The organism is Dellaglioa sp. CoH-56-MRSF-13, assembly GCF_056782095.1.
Map to the genome: position 1 here is coordinate 1 of NZ_JBXAYC010000009.1, position 15,425 is coordinate 15,425.

The following is a 15,425-nucleotide window of genomic DNA, read 5'->3' on the forward strand; positions in this document are numbered from 1 at the left end:
ACTTTTTTCTTTATTTCAACTGTGAACATAGTAAAACCCCCTGAGTTAGATTTCTCCAACTCAGGGGGTTCACTTCAACACCCAAAGTTATTTTCTTTTTAGTGGTATACTACACAAGTAGTAAAATACAAAATTTCGGGGTAGAGAATACAGCGTTAAGTGCCAAAAGGACGGAATGTGTCTTTTGGACGAAGGCTAGCGATAGCTGCGGTTGTGTTTTCGCATTCGCCGCATACCACAATGTGGCAACTCCAACGAGGAGATGTCTGAATCATGGAAAATTTAACAAAGAGGTTAACCGCAAAGAATATAGCGGTGATGGGTCTATTATTGGCTGGTCAAATTATTCTAACTAATTTATTATCGTATCAGGTATTGACGTTACGGATAAGTTTCACTTTTATTGCGACTTATCTATTAGCGGCGTGGTTTGGCCCATTACTGGGTGGTATTGGTTCTGTTTTATCGGATTTACTTGGAACAGTATTATTCAGTAAAGGAGGTACATTTTTCTGGGGATTCTCGCTATCTGCTTTCTTAGGTGCGTTTTTCTATGGACTTGTATTTTATAAAAAACCATTTACGTTACCGCGAATTATTATTGCCGTATTAATCAATGTCGTTGTTATTGATTTATTGTTAAATACATTCTGGCTAGTATTAATGTACCAGTCACCTTGGACAATTATCTATGCACGTGCTATCAAAGATTTAATTTTAATTCCAATTCAAATTATTTTGTTATATATGGTTGGTAATAATAAACAAATCCAAAGATTAGGTAAACGATTATAGGAGGATTCAATCTATGCCATTGATGAAAATTGATATGATTGAAGGCCGTTCTGAAGGCCAAATAAAAGAAATTTTAGATATTGCTTATGATGTAATGCTTAATTCATTTGGCGCACCAGTTAGTGACAGATATCAAATTGTCACTCAACATCCAATAAATGAAATGCAAATTTTAGATACTGGGCTTGGATTTATGCGAACAAAAGAAGTATTGGTCTTTAGTTTAACAACGCGACCAAGAACGACAGAGCAAAAAGAAACCTTCTATCAACAGTTAATGCAACAGTTACAAACAAAAGTTGGATTGAGACCAGAAGATTTAATGATTAATTTAACAACTAATACTGATGAAGATTGGAGCTTTGGCATGGGCCAAGCACAATTTTTAACGGGTGACTTATAGAAATTAACCAGACGGCGAATTTATTTTCGTCGTCTATTTATTTGCTAAAGAAGGGTGAATCACTGATAAATTTACTAAAATAAGTTATAATAAAGAAAATAAACTATTTGGAGGAATTTAAATGTCAATTTTAGTTTTGGGTGGCGCAGGTTACATTGGTTCACATACTGTTGATCAATTAGTAGAAAATAGTCGTGATGTTGTTGTTGTCGATAATTTAGTGACAGGGCACTTAGAGGCTGTTAATAAAAAGGCAAAATTTTATCAAGGAGATATTGCGGATAAAAATTTTATGCGCAATGTTTTCAAAAATGAGGATATTGAAGCAGTTATTCATTTTGCAGCTTCATCTCTTGTTGGTGAATCAATGGTAAAACCATTAAAATATTTTGACAATAATACAGCAGGGATGATTCATTTACTTGAAGTCATGACTGAAGTTGGCGTTAAAAAAATCGTCTTTTCTTCAACAGCTGCAACATATGGTGAACCTAAAGTTGTCCCAATTCATGAAGATGACCCTCAAATTCCAACAAATCCATATGGTGAAAGTAAATTAGCCATGGAAAAAATTATGCACTGGACTGACGTTGCAGATGGTGTTAAGTTTGTCGCATTACGTTATTTCAATGTTGCTGGATCAAAACCAGATGGTAGCATCGGTGAAGATCACAATCCTGAAACACATTTAATTCCAATTATTTTACAAGTTGCTAACGGAGAACGTGAAAAATTACAAATTTTTGGGGACGATTATGATACCAAAGATGGTACAAACGTCCGTGATTACGTGCATGTTCTTGATTTAGCAGATGCGCACATTCGCGCCTTAGATTACTTACTTGCGGGAAATGAAAGTAATGCCTTTAACTTGGGTTCATCTAATGGATTTTCAAATATGGAAATTCTAGAAGCAGCACGCCGTGCAACAGGTAAAGAAATTCCTGCAGAAATTGCACCACGTCGTGCAGGTGATCCTTCAACTTTAATTGCAGCAAGTGAAAAAGCACATGAAATTCTTGGTTGGGCTCCTAAGTATGAAAATATGGAAGATATCATTAAGACAGCATGGACTTTTGAACAGACGCATCCAAATGGATTTTCAAAATAAATTAGTTATTAACCATAGGACAATTATTTGTCCTATTTTTTTGTTAATTTTCTCTTAGAAAAAATTTGTGATACTATTTTTGTGCTAAAATGTTAACAAAGCAGAGATAAAGGAAGATATGAATGAAAATTTTAGCAATTGATACATCGAATATACCACTCAGCGTCGCTGTTTTAGAAGATAGTGCATTATTAGCAACTATCACAACGAATATAAAAAAAAATCACAGTATTACATTGATGCCAGCAATTTCTGATGTCATGAAATTAGCAGGTATTAAGCCTGCAGAGCTAGACCGAATTGTGGTTGCACAAGGTCCAGGATCTTTTACTGGTCTCAGGATTGGCGTTGCCACAGCTAAAACACTAGCATTTACATTAGATTGTGAATTAGTTGGTGTCTCTAGTTTAGCAATGTTGGCTGCAGGTATTTCCACAAATAGTGATTCTGATATTGTACCGTTATTTGACGCACGTAGGAATTACGTATTCTCAGGTTTGTATAAAAATGATAATGAGCTTGTAAATGAATTACCAGACCAGCATAGAGAACTTGTGACTTGGGTGACTGAATTAAAAGAGCGTAACCGACCACAAATTTTTGTTGGAACTGATGTCGATTTATTTAAACAACAAATTATCGATATTTTAGGTGATCAGGCACAGTTTCCAGCTTCATTTTTAAATATTCCTCAGGCATTTATTTTGGGATTAATTGGTAAAGATAAAGAGCCCGCTAATCAGGAGACATTTATTCCGAATTATTTACGATTAACGCAAGCAGAGACGCAATGGTTAGAAACCCATTCAGATAAGGATCATAATACCTATGTTGAAAAAATTTAAAGCACGAGTGAAACAAATTATTCCAGAATTAAGACCAGATGAACCTGTTAGGACATTAGTTTTTCAGAATCATAGAATTAAAATTAGAAATGAAAGTTATTTTATGACACGTGCTGTTGTACCTGATATTCCGGAACTACTTGAGATTGAAAAAGCAGTTTATGATGGTAAATCACCATGGAGTGCAAAAATATTTGAAGGCGAAATTTGCCAAAAAAGCAAAACACTTTATTTAGTCTTACGTAAGGAAGATAAAATGTTAGGCTTTATTGGTTGTTCAACGGATGCAATAACGGGAGACGTACATATTGCGAATATTGCTGTTCTACCTGAATGTCAGGGTAGAGGGATGGGAAACTTTTTGGTAACGTCTATTACAAGGCGTGCTCGTTTAATGAGATTTAGAACAGTTAGTTTAGAGGTTCGCCGTGATAACCAGACGGCTTTAAATCTATACCACCAATTAGGATTTACTAAAGTGGGTATCCGAGAGAATTATTATGTTGAAGATGGGCAAGATGCTGTTGATATGTTGCTTAAATTAAAATAAAGGAATATGAATTAAGTTGAAAGAGGTCTCAATGGATAAAACGGAAAGAAATCTAATTTTAGCATTTGAATCAAGTTGTGATGAAACTAGTGTCGCAGTGGTCGAAGACGGTCATCTTATTTTGTCGAACATCATTGCAACGCAAGTTAATAGTCATAAACGTTTTGGTGGTGTTGTACCTGAAGTTGCCAGCCGCCACCATATTGAACAAATTACGAGTTGTATTAAAGATGCTATGACAGAAGCAAATGTAACTTATGATGATTTAGATGCTGTTGCGGTTACTTATGGACCAGGATTAGTTGGTGCTTTACTAGTAGGTGTTTCTGCTGCTAAAGCTATCGCATTTGCTCACGAGTTGCCTTTAATTCCCGTTAACCATATGGCAGGCCATATTTTTGCAGCGCGCTATGAATCTGAAATAGTGTATCCATCAATGGCTTTACTCGTTTCGGGTGGACATACTGAGTTAGTTTATATGCCTGAAGAAGGTCAATTTGAAATTATTGGTGAGACACGTGATGACGCAGCAGGTGAAGCTTATGATAAAGTTGGGCGTGTTCTTGGGATGACTTATCCATCAGGAAAAGAAATTGATGAACTTGCACATACTGGACAAGATACGTTTAATTTTCCGCGTGCCATGATCAAAGATGACAGTTATGACTTTAGTTTCAGTGGATTGAAAAGTGCCTTCATCAATACAGTTCACCATGCAGATCAATTAGGCGAAGAGTTGGACCGGGCTGATTTAGCAACAAGCTTTCAACAAAGTGTGATTGATGTACTTGCTGAGAAAACGGTACGTGCTTGTCATGAGTATGATATTAAACAATTAATTTTAGCCGGTGGTGTGGCAGCTAATAAAGGGTTACGTACAAGACTTGAATCTGATATGAAGAAAATGAATGATATTGAATTTGTGAAGGCGCCCATTAAATTATGTGGTGATAATGCTGCAATGATTGGTGCAGCAGGATATGTTGAATTTATTAAAGGTCAACGTGCAGGATTAAATTTAAATGCTGATCCTAGTTTAGAATTTGATTGGATAGTTTAATTATTATAAAATTAAAATAGAGATTTAGAGTTCGCCTTGTAATGCTAAACAGTTGTTTAACACTGGGGAGAACGCTAAATCTCTATTTTTTTGTAAATGGTTAATTTATATTTCTAAAATAATTTTTTGGTAAAATAAATTGGGATAGATAAACGAGTAATCCTAGTCCGAATAGAATAATAATTGTGGTTCCAAAAATAAAATCAAATTGTTGTAATTGATAGTACGCAATAATGCCAATTAACCACCAAATAATATTTAACCAATAAGGCAACGTTTTTTTCATAATAAAGTAAGTGACAAAAACAATTGCATATAATGGTGTAAAAACTGACGCGATAAAATATAAGAAATTTTGATAATTATCAATAGGAACTACCCATGCAATGACTAAGCCAAGCGCAACTATAATGATACTAATCAATTTCATATGTTTAAAGGAATGTATATTCTGAACGTTAATTGTTGCTGACATAACATCTAAAAATGTGGTTGTAACAGTTGAAAATATAATAATGAATAATGCGATTATACCTAAACCTGATGTAGCCAAGAACGAGGTAAAATCAGTGAATCCGGTTCTAGTTGTTAAAAGTAAGCCAATGGTAAACATGATTAAACTACCTAAAAAATAGCTAAACGAACTAACTGTAGACATAGCAAGTGGATGTTTTGTTGATTTTGTGTAATCACCTATTAGTGGTAGCCAAGATAACGCCATGGTGATATTTAATTCAACAGCTGATCCAAATGTCATATTTAAGCCATTGGAAGTATGTGAAACGGGTACTTTGAAAATTAAAAAAATCATGATACCTGCACCAATAACTAATAAATTAACAACAATTAAATTAATTCGATACAAACTATTTTCGCTAACTAATAACCAAATGATAATCAAAATAGCTATGACAAGTCCCATAATAATTGAATTTTTAAAATTAAGTAAGGAACTTGAAATACCATTCATTGCTGAAATTGCGTTGACGATCATAACAGCGGTCCAACCAATTAGTTGAATCAAATTGATAAGTGAAAATAAGAGCACACCTGTTGAGCCAAAAGCAACTTTAGTTGACTGAATGGCTGTCTGATGCTTTTTGGCACCAATATAACCAGCAGGTAGTAAGAAGAGACCACAACCAATTAAATGACCAATTAGAATTGCAAGGAAACCTTTAGAAAAGCCAAGTGGAGCTAGTAACATGCCCGTCATAATTTCGGCAATTGAAATGGCCGCACCTAGCCAAAGTAAAAATTGTCCACGTAATTCTTTAGTTTCTGTCATCTTAATCGTCCTCCAATTTAAAATAATGATTTATGGATTGAACTGTTTGTTCAATGTTCGGACTTTTAGCAATCAAGGAAATAACAGCAACTCCCGAAACAGTTGTAGTAGCCAGTTTGGCTAAATTATTTTCTGAAATACCACCAATTGCAACAATCGGGAGTTTACTAATTGATAGTAATTGATTTAAGCCAGCTATTCCGAGAGGCGCAGTCGCATCTGACTTTGATTTTGTAGGAAAGACAGGGCCACTACCAATATAAGCGATACCTGATAATTGATTGGCTTGTTTAATTTGATCGAGTGTTTGACAAGAAAGGCCAATCGCTAATTGACCCGCCGATTGATCTATCACATTTTGAATCTTTTGGTCATTTTGGCCAACGTGAATACCATCTGCTTGAATTTCAAGTGCTAAAGGTAGATCATCATCAATGAAAAAAGGAACTTGGTATTTTGTGCATAACCTCTGACATTCAATTGCGAGTGTCTTTTTTTGTATCCGGGTTAAAGGGGTTAAGAGATTTTTTTCTCTAAATTGGAAACAAGAAATGCCTGATTTTAACGCTCGTTCTAAAGTAGGTAGTAATTGATTGTCGGCGACGTCTTGAGTTCCTGCAATGAAGTAACTTGCTAACCATGATTGATTAAATGTCTTCATTTTGCGTTACCTCACGATATGCCCAATGATTTAATGGCCCGTGACCATGTCCAACGATAATACCGTTGCTAATTGTTGCTTCAACATATTTTTTAGACACTAAGATGGCCGTTTTAATATCTTGTCCTTTGGCAATTTCTGCTGCAATGCAGGCTGAGAGGGTATCACCAGTGCCATGAGTTCGAATTGTATCAATACGTTTCGAGCTCATCCAGAATGAATCGTTATCTTCTAATAATACAAAGTCATTTACGATATTTTCAGAGTTATAATGTCCGCCTTTAATGATGACGTTTTTTGCACCTAATAATTTAATCTTTTTTCCAGCTGCACTCATGTCTTCTTTTGAATTAATGGTCAAGCCAGTTATGACTTCAGCTTCTGGAATATTCGGGGTTACTACCGTGGCTAAAGGAATTAATTCTTCTTTGATTGTAACAACAGCATCCTCAGAAAGAAGTGTGGCACCGCCTTTTGCAACCATGACAGGGTCAACAATTAGGGGACCAAATTGATATTTTTTCAGATTTTTAACGACTACTTTAACGTGTTCTGAATCTGCAAGCATCCCTGTTTTGCATGCTTTAATGGCTAAATCATTTGCAATTGAGGCAAATTGTTCATTAATAATTTTAGCAGGGAGGGGAAGACTGTCTTGCACACCAAGTGTGTTTTGTGCAGTGATTGCGACGAGAACTGTTGCAGCATAGACATGCCGTTCTTGCATCGTTTTTAAGTCAGCTTGCATACCAGCGCCACCACTACTATCGGATCCAGCAATTGAAAGTGCTTGTGGAAAATCAGGCATTATAGGTCTCCTTTCATCGTTATCTGATTAGAAAGTTCATTTATCGTTATTAAATGTAGTTTATCAAGTAGGTTAACAATAAAACTACCTGGTTTTTCGGTAATTAACTCATCAGCAACAAGTTCACCAGTTGTTGCAAAGATAAGGCAGGCGATTCTTGCTGCTTCAAACTCATTATCTTTAGAGACAGCTGCAAACGCAGCAATTAAACTTGAAAGCATATCGCCTGAACCAACATGTGTTTGGAAAAGAGACGTTCCCTGTGTCACAGTTGCAACACGCTTTCCATCAGAAATATAGTCTGTAGGACCACTTAGAACAACCGTACAATTGTACCGTTTGGCTACAATTTTTGCGATTTCTGCTAAATCTGCAGAACCATTTCCTGCATCAATACCTTTTGCTTGCCATTCAACACCAGCTAATGCAGCAATTTCACCAGCATTACCGCGAATAAAATTAAAATGAAAATGCTCAAGCAAGTTTGTAATTACTTTTTGTCGGTAAGGCATGGCAACAGCAACTGGGTCTAGCACAAGTGGGATAGCTAAATCGTTTGCGATTTGACTAACCCTCTCAATGTAAGGTAATTCTGAACTTTTAAATGATCCCATATTGATTGTGGCAGCAGCAGAAATTTGTAACATTTCGGCTGCTTCTTCAATCGCACTGGGCATGATAGGGGAAGCGCCAATTGCGTTGAGTCCATTGGCAACGTCTTGAACCGTGATGTAATTAGAAATGTTGAAAATTACTGGGTTCTCTTCACGAAGTTTATCGAGTAGTTCTAATGGCATAACTTTCTCCTCTTGAGTACACAAAAACCCCACTCTTTGACAAAAAAATTGTAGAGTGGGGTCCTTCTTCACACTTTCCTACGCAAGTTTTGGCTTACAGGTTCGAAGGGATTAGGTTGAAAAAACCTATCTCAGTTCTTCTAAAGAACACCCCTAGTGTACTTATATTTTATTTTTAGATTACAACAAAAGAATAGGCTTTCATTCTTTAAATGTCAATAAATAAAAAAAAAAAAGCTAGCTTATTCTAAAGCTAAGCTAGCTTCTTCCCAATTAGTTTCTGCAGTCTCTATTGCAGTTTGAATAGATTGTAGTTCAGTTTGTAGTTCCTGAAGTTTATCTGCATCACTAAAAATAGTAGGTTGAGACATTTTTTCTTCAAGTTCTGTTTGATGAATTTCTAATTCACTTAATTCAGATTCTAAACGATCAATTTCACGTGTTAATTTACGTTGTTCCTTTTGCGTTTCTTTATTTTGTTGATAATTAGTTGTTGGTTTAACTTCAGGGACTTCTGAAGATGAGGCAATTTCAAGTGCCATTTTTTCGGCTGCGATAGCTTCTAATTCTTCTTTTTTATCAACATAATAATCGTAATCACCCATGTAGTAAGTAGAGCCTTCTTTTGAAACTTCAATAATACTTTCTGCAACTTTATTAATGAAGTAGCGGTCATGAGAAACAAGTAAGACAGTACCATCAAAGTTAGCAATCGCCTTTTCAAGGACTTCCTTACTATCAATGTCTAAATGGTTAGTGGGTTCATCAAAGATTAGGAAGTTATCTTTGTCCATTGCAAGTTTGGTCAAAGCAAGACGCGCTTTTTCACCACCACTTAAATTTGAGACACGTTTCAAAACGTCATCCCCAGAAAATAGAAATCCACCTAATAATGATCGAATATCTGTTTCAGGAGTTGAAGGATGATCATTCCAGAGTTCATCTAAAACAGTATTTTTATCTGTTAATTGATTTTGCTCCTGATCGTAGTAGCCAACATGAACATTAGCGCCAAGGAATGCTTCACCACGAATAAATGGAATTTGGCCTAAGATACTTTTAAGTAAGGTTGATTTTCCCACACCATTCGGGCCAACAATAGCTTGAACTTGATGCTTATGTAAATCAATTGAAACGGGTTCAGATAACACTTTATTATCGTAACCAACAGCTGCCCCGGCAACAGTTAAAACGATATTACCACTCTCATCTGCAGATTTAAAACTAAAACGAGGGGCTTTTTCGTCACCTTCTGGTCGGTCAAGTTTATCTAATTTTTCGAGTTGTTTACGACGACTTTGCGCTCGTTTTGTTGTTGAGGCTCGAACAATGTTTTTATTAACAAAATCTTCGAGTTTTTCAATCTTATCTTGTTGTTTTTCGAAAACTTTCCATTCTTGTTTTAAATTAGCTTCTTTTTTTACAATAAATTGGGAGTAGTTGCCATTGTAGTGAGTCGTTTCATTATGGCTCATATCATAAACTTCTGTCACAATTTTATCTAAGAAGTAACGATCATGAGAGACAATTAAGAGTGCCCCTGTATAAGTCTTCAAATAGCCTTCTAACCAAGTTAGTGTCTCAATATCTAAGTGGTTAGTTGGTTCATCTAAAATTAATAAATCACGTTTTTCTAAAAGTAATTTTGCTAAGGCTAAACGTGTTTTTTGACCACCAGAGAGAGTCCTAATATCGCGATTGAAATCTTCTTCATAAAATCTAAAACCATGTAAAACAGAACGGATTTCTGATTCATAACCATAGCCATTTTTTTCACTGAAATCATGTGAAACTTGATCATAGGTTGATAATAGTTTTTCAAATTTTTCAGAATCTTCTGCATTTTTAGGATCAGCAATTTGGGCTTCTAATGTATGAATTTGGATTTCCATTTTTTTTAAATAATCAAAAACACGACTCATTTCGTCCCAAATCGAACGTTCTGAAGTAACAGTTGTTGTTTGTGCTAAGTAACCGATGGTCATGCCTTTATGTTTAATGATTTGACCAGCATCAGTAGCCTCTTGATCAATAATCATTTTAATTAATGTTGATTTTCCAGCACCATTTCGACCAACTAGGGCTATCCTAGCATCGTCTTTGATATCCATATTTGCATTTTCAAAAAGAACATCTGCGCCAAAATAGCGAGCTGCTTGTTGTACTTGTAACAGAATCAAAATAATTCCACCTTTCTTTTAAAGTGACGATTGAATAATTAATACTAGACTATTCATAAGAATATGAGCAATCATTGACGTTTTGATGTCACCTGTTCGTTTGTAGAGGTAACAGAAAAGTAATCCAATTAAAAAGTAGATAGCTAAATGGCCATCATTATGTGCCAAACTAAATAATAAACTAGAAAGAATTGCGGCAGAAATAGGTGATATGAAACTTGCTAAATTGCCAAAAAAGACTTTTCTAAAAACGAGTTCCTCCATAATGGGAGCACCAAGTGAGACTGCCAACATATAATAAGGATATTTTGTAAAAATAGTCATAATTTCATTTGTATTTTGTGAGGGTACGGTCGTTTTTAAAATGGTGAATGAAATTAATTGAATAACTGTTTGGATTACTAACGTTAGAACGAATCCAAGAATACCCCACGAAATAATTTGTGACCATTTAGAGGAACCATCTATTGTATTTCTAGCACTGAAGTAATGATTTAACCAAATTAACAATATTGCTCCTAAAACATAATCAGCCGTCATTACTGGATAGATAACTGATTTTAAAGAAAATAGTTGATTCAGAATTGTTGGTAAAATAAAGATAACGAGGTAGCCTAATAAAATAGCGATTGAATTTTTACTAGTTGATTTTGACATGAGAACTCCTTTAACTGTAATTAGATAGTCGTGCATTTTTCTAGTGAATAAATTTGTATGATAAGTATAGCATAATTGACTAGATAGCGAATTCAATTCATATTAAAAATTCTATTAAATAAGAGCTGAAATGCTTGCAATTGTTTGAAAAATTGATTATAGTTAATTTTGTGATTAGCACTTAGGAAGATAGAGTGCTAAATAAAAGTGTTGGAGGGATAGAACGTGTTAAAACCATTAGCAGATCGTGTTATTTTAGAAGTAACAAAAGAAGAAGAAACAACAGTAGGCGGGATCGTCTTAGCAAGTAACGTACAAGAAAAACCACAAACAGGAAAAATTGTTGCAGTTGGTGATGGCCGTACGATGGATAACGGTGAAAAAATTGCTGTTGCTGTTAACGTTGGAGAGACCGTTTTATTTGATAAGTATGCTGGCTCAGAAGTTTCATTCGAAGGTAAAGACTACTTAATTGTTCATGAAAAAGATATCGTTGCAACAGTAGACTAATATAAATTTAAATTAAAGATGAGGTGGATTAATTATGTCAAAGGAATTAAAATTTTCTGAAGATGCTCGTTCAGCAATGCTTAGAGGTGTTGACCAATTAGCCAATACCGTTAAATCAACTTTAGGACCAAAAGGCCGTAATGTTGTTTTAGAAGAATCATATGGCTCACCAATTATTACAAATGATGGTGTAACAATTGCTCGTGCGATTGAATTAGAAGACCATTTTGAAAATATGGGTGCTAAATTAGTATCAGAAGTTGCTTCAAAAACGAATGATATAGCTGGTGATGGAACGACAACTGCTACTGTTTTAACACAAGCTATCGTCACTGAAGGTATGAAGAATGTGACAGCAGGTGCTAACCCTGTTGGGATTCGTCGTGGTATCGAAACTGCTACAAAAGCAGCCGTTGCTGAATTACATGAATTATCACACAAAGTTGAAACAAAAGAAGATATTGCTCAAATTGCTTCTGTATCTTCAGCTAATGAAGAAATTGGTGCTTTAATTGCTGACGCTATGGAAAAAGTTGGTAATGATGGCGTTATTACAATTGAAGAATCAAAAAGCATCGATACATCATTAGATGTCGTTGAAGGGATGCAATTTGATCGAGGTTACTTGTCACAATATATGGTAACTGATAACGATAAAATGGAAGCTAACTTAGAGACACCATATATTTTAGTAACGGATAAGAAAATTTCTAATATTCAAGAAGTCTTACCATTATTACAATCTATTGTGGAACAAGGTCGCCCATTGTTAATCATCGCCGATGATGTTGATGGGGAAGCTTTACCAACATTAGTATTGAATAAAATTCGTGGTACATTTAACGTTGTTGCAGTCAAAGCACCTGGATTTGGTGATCGTCGTAAAGCGATGCTTGAAGATATTGCCATCGTTACTGGTGCAACAGTGATTACTGATGAACTTGGTTTACAATTGAAGGATACAACAATTGAACAATTAGGTTCAGCTGGTAAAGTTAATATTACAAAAGAAAACACAGTTATTGTTGAAGGTTCTGGTGATAAAGCTAAAATTACAGAACGTGTTGGTTTGATTAAAAAACAAATCGATGAAACGACGTCTGAATTTGATCGTGAAAAATTACAAGAACGTTTGGCAAAATTATCTGGTGGGGTTGCTGTCATCAAAGTTGGTGCTGCAACTGAAACAGAATTAAAAGAACGCAAATACCGTATTGAAGATGCTTTGAATGCGACACGCGCTGCTGTCGAAGAAGGATTCGTTGCCGGTGGTGGTACTGCATTTGTTAACGTTATTAGTAAAGTTGCTGCACTTGAAGCAGTTGGCGATGAATTAACGGGTATCAAGATTGTTCAACGTGCTTTGGAAGAACCAGTACGCCAAATTGCAAAGAATGCTGGACTTGAGGGTTCAGTTATTGTTGAAAAACTAAAATCAGAAAAACCTGGTATTGGTTTTAACGCAGCAACAAATGAATGGCAAGATATGATTGAAGTTGGGATTGTTGATCCAACTAAAGTGACACGCTCAGCATTGCAAAATGCAGCTAGTGTCTCAGCCTTATTATTAACAACTGAAGCAGTTGTTGCAGATAAACCAGAACCAGTATCTGCAGCTGATCCACAACAAATGCCTGGTGGTATGGGCGGTATGATGTAACCCATTTGTCATAAAAAATGATGAAAATTTAAGAGCTATTAATCCGTGTTATTCTGGGATTAGTAGCTCTTTTTTTATGCTGAAAATAAAGTTTGTTTGCAGTATTGTATATTTAAAAATAAACGAGTAAAATAGAGTGAATTCGGTGAATAGAAATTAGTAATTAAAATAACTATTCAGTAAAATAAATGCGCTGTTTTGGCATCATTTATGAATGGATTTTTAAATATAGAACATAAGGGGTAAAGAGAAATGCGTCGTTATTTAAAGAGACTTTTAATTGGGAAGCCATTAAAATCTTCTGAAGAAGGAGATCAACAATTATCAAAATTTAAGGCATTAGCGCTCTTATCGTCAGATGCACTCTCATCTGTGGCGTATGGTACGGAACAAATTGTTACCGTTTTAGTGGGCTTTTCAGCAATGGCAATCTGGTATTCATTACCAATTGCATTGTTAGTCTTAGTTTTATTGGCTTCAATTACAATTTCGTATCGCCAAATTATCCATGCTTATCCTAAGGGTGGAGGCGCGTATGTTGTCTCAAGTAAAAACTTAGGTAAAAATGCTGGATTAATTTCTGGTGGATCGCTTTTAATTGATTATATGTTGACAGTAGCGGTTAGTGTTTCCGCAGGGACTGAGGCATTGATTTCTGCGGTACCTTCGTTATATGGACATCAAGTAGCAATCTCAGTGGTTATTATTATTTTGGTAATGGCAATGAACTTACGAGGCTTGCGGGAATCAGCTTCATTCTTAACTATTCCTGTTTATCTTTTCGTGGTTATGATTATATTGATGTTACTAGTTGGTGGTTATAATATTATGACAGGTCAAGTACCTTACCACGCAACAGCTGCTGTGGGTACGGCCGTTCCTGGAATTACACTAGCCTTACTTTTGAAAGCATTCTCATCGGGATCATCTTCATTAACTGGTGTTGAAGCAATTAGTAATGCAGTGCCTTTCTTCAAAAAACCACATGCTAAAAATGCTGCTGCTACTTTAACAATTATGGCGACGCTTTTGGCAGTCTTCTTTGGTGGAATAACATTCTTAAACTATTGGTATGGCATTATTCCTACTGAAAAAGTAACTGTTCTTTCACAAATTGCACAAACAACATTTGGACAAGGTATTTTGTATTACGTTTTCCAATTTTCAACAGTATTGATTTTAGTATTAGCTGCAAATACAGGTTTCTCGGCATTTCCAATTTTAGCGTTTAATTTAGCTAAAGATAAATTTATGCCTCATTTGTATATGGATAAAGGTGATCGATTAGGCTACTCTAACGGAATTATCACGTTAGCGGCCGGATCAATTATTTTAACATTTATATTTAATGGATCAACGTCATTATTAATTCCATTATATGCGGTAGGTGTGTTTATTCCGTTTACGTTGTCTCAGACAGGGATGATTGTAAAATGGTATCATGATCGCCCAAAAGGTTGGATTATGAAAGCCTTTTACAATTTCTTAGGGGCCTTTATCTCATTTAGTATTTTGTTGATTCTCTTTAGATATCGCTTATCAACAGTATGGCCATTCTTTATTATCATGCCAGTTATGTATATTATATTCTATAAAATAAATGATCATTACAATAAAGTTGCCGAACAATTACGTTTAACAGAAGAAGCAGAAATTCATGATTACGATGGCTCCACAGTTATCGTGTTAGTTAGTTCTGTAACGCATGTTACAACGGGTGCAATTAATTATGCACGTTCAATTGGTGACTACGTAATTGCAATGCACGTTTCTTTCGATACAAATCCGGAAAAAGAACATGAAACGGAACGTGAATTTAAAGAACGTTTCCCTGGTGTTCGTTTTGTTGATTTACATTCGTCATATCGTTCAATTGCTTCACCTGTTGTGAAATTTACAGATGTTATTGCTAAGAATGCCGCTGCTCGTAACTTCACAACGACAGTCTTAGTACCACAGTTTGTTCCAAGAAAACCATGGCAAAATATTCTTCATAATCAAACGAGTTTAAGATTGAGAACGGTCTTAAATTCTCGCGAGAATATTATTGTTGCAACATATAATTATCATTTGAAAAAATAAACATTGAAAAGTATCAAT

The 15,425-nt window shown here is 35.2% G+C and carries 15 protein-coding genes and 2 riboswitches; of the genes, 9 read left to right on the forward strand and 6 right to left on the reverse strand.

Translation table 11 applies throughout. The features are described 5' to 3' along the window. The first annotated feature begins 134 nt into the window (after positions 1-134). Positions 135-233, forward strand: a riboswitch (THF riboswitch). Between the two features lie 40 nt (positions 234-273). The 6 genes from AC1RP1_RS07215 to tsaD all read left to right on the forward strand — a co-directional run bounded on the left by AC1RP1_RS07215 (position 274) and on the right by tsaD (position 4,764). Next, positions 274-795: a folate family ECF transporter S component gene (locus AC1RP1_RS07215; RefSeq protein ID WP_481761940.1), complete on the forward strand. Its 522-nt coding sequence runs from the start codon at positions 274-276 to the stop codon at positions 793-795. 13 nt (positions 796-808) lie between these two features. Continuing rightward, the gene (locus AC1RP1_RS07220) at positions 809-1,198 is read left to right on the forward strand and encodes a tautomerase family protein (protein ID WP_481761941.1); all 390 of its coding nucleotides are present in this window, start codon (positions 809-811) and stop codon (positions 1,196-1,198) included. 121 nt (positions 1,199-1,319) lie between these two features. Next, complete coding sequence (gene galE / locus AC1RP1_RS07225) at positions 1,320-2,309, forward strand: UDP-glucose 4-epimerase GalE (protein WP_481761942.1); 990 nt, start codon at positions 1,320-1,322, stop codon at positions 2,307-2,309. A 122-nt stretch (positions 2,310-2,431) separates the two neighbouring features. Continuing rightward, complete coding sequence (gene tsaB / locus AC1RP1_RS07230) at positions 2,432-3,154, forward strand: tRNA (adenosine(37)-N6)-threonylcarbamoyltransferase complex dimerization subunit type 1 TsaB (protein ID WP_481761943.1); 723 nt, start codon at positions 2,432-2,434, stop codon at positions 3,152-3,154. After that, complete coding sequence (gene rimI / locus AC1RP1_RS07235) at positions 3,138-3,704, forward strand: ribosomal protein S18-alanine N-acetyltransferase (protein ID WP_481761944.1); 567 nt, start codon at positions 3,138-3,140, stop codon at positions 3,702-3,704. Before tsaB ends, rimI begins: the two co-directional genes overlap by 17 nt. Positions 3,705-3,735: 31 nt before the next feature. Then, complete coding sequence (gene tsaD / locus AC1RP1_RS07240; protein WP_481761945.1) at positions 3,736-4,764, forward strand: tRNA (adenosine(37)-N6)-threonylcarbamoyltransferase complex transferase subunit TsaD; 1,029 nt, start codon at positions 3,736-3,738, stop codon at positions 4,762-4,764. Between the two features lie 100 nt (positions 4,765-4,864). On the opposite strand, the gene cytX is transcribed toward tsaD, so the two are convergent. From cytX to AC1RP1_RS07270, 6 genes are all read right to left on the reverse strand, one after another. After that, positions 4,865-6,052 (reverse strand): putative hydroxymethylpyrimidine transporter CytX, encoded by a 1,188-nt coding sequence (gene cytX, locus AC1RP1_RS07245; protein ID WP_481761946.1) that lies wholly within the window; start codon positions 6,050-6,052, stop codon positions 4,865-4,867. 1 nt (position 6,053) lies between these two features. Then, positions 6,054-6,713 (reverse strand): thiamine phosphate synthase, encoded by a 660-nt coding sequence (gene thiE / locus AC1RP1_RS07250; RefSeq protein WP_481761947.1) that lies wholly within the window; start codon positions 6,711-6,713, stop codon positions 6,054-6,056. Continuing rightward, positions 6,700-7,521: a bifunctional hydroxymethylpyrimidine kinase/phosphomethylpyrimidine kinase gene (gene thiD, locus AC1RP1_RS07255; protein WP_481761948.1), complete on the reverse strand. Its 822-nt coding sequence runs from the start codon at positions 7,519-7,521 to the stop codon at positions 6,700-6,702. The genes thiE and thiD overlap by 14 nt, the downstream gene beginning before the upstream one ends. Beyond that, positions 7,521-8,318, reverse strand: a complete 798-nt coding sequence (gene thiM / locus AC1RP1_RS07260; protein ID WP_481761949.1) for a hydroxyethylthiazole kinase — start codon at positions 8,316-8,318, stop codon at positions 7,521-7,523. The genes thiD and thiM overlap by 1 nt, the downstream gene beginning before the upstream one ends. A 58-nt stretch (positions 8,319-8,376) precedes the next feature. Continuing rightward, positions 8,377-8,483, reverse strand: a riboswitch (TPP riboswitch). 77 nt (positions 8,484-8,560) lie between these two features. After that, entirely contained in the window at positions 8,561-10,498 is a 1,938-nt protein-coding gene (locus AC1RP1_RS07265) for an ABC-F family ATP-binding cassette domain-containing protein (RefSeq protein ID WP_481761950.1), read from the reverse strand. An 18-nt stretch (positions 10,499-10,516) separates the two neighbouring features. Next, positions 10,517-11,155 (reverse strand): CPBP family glutamic-type intramembrane protease, encoded by a 639-nt coding sequence (locus AC1RP1_RS07270; protein ID WP_481761951.1) that lies wholly within the window; start codon positions 11,153-11,155, stop codon positions 10,517-10,519. 225 nt (positions 11,156-11,380) lie between these two features. Between AC1RP1_RS07270 and groES the strand changes: the two genes are divergently transcribed. The 3 genes from groES to AC1RP1_RS07285 all read left to right on the forward strand — a co-directional run bounded on the left by groES (position 11,381) and on the right by AC1RP1_RS07285 (position 15,407). Beyond that, entirely contained in the window at positions 11,381-11,665 is a 285-nt protein-coding gene (groES, locus tag AC1RP1_RS07275; RefSeq protein WP_481761952.1) for a co-chaperone GroES, read from the forward strand. A gap of 34 nt (positions 11,666-11,699) precedes the next feature. Then, positions 11,700-13,325 carry a chaperonin GroEL gene (groL, locus tag AC1RP1_RS07280; RefSeq protein ID WP_481761953.1) on the forward strand — a complete coding sequence of 542 codons (1,626 nt, stop codon included), beginning with the start codon at positions 11,700-11,702 and terminating at the stop codon, positions 13,323-13,325. 252 nt (positions 13,326-13,577) lie between these two features. Beyond that, complete coding sequence (locus AC1RP1_RS07285; protein WP_481761954.1) at positions 13,578-15,407, forward strand: APC family permease; 1,830 nt, start codon at positions 13,578-13,580, stop codon at positions 15,405-15,407. Positions 15,408-15,425: the final 18 nt, after the last annotated feature.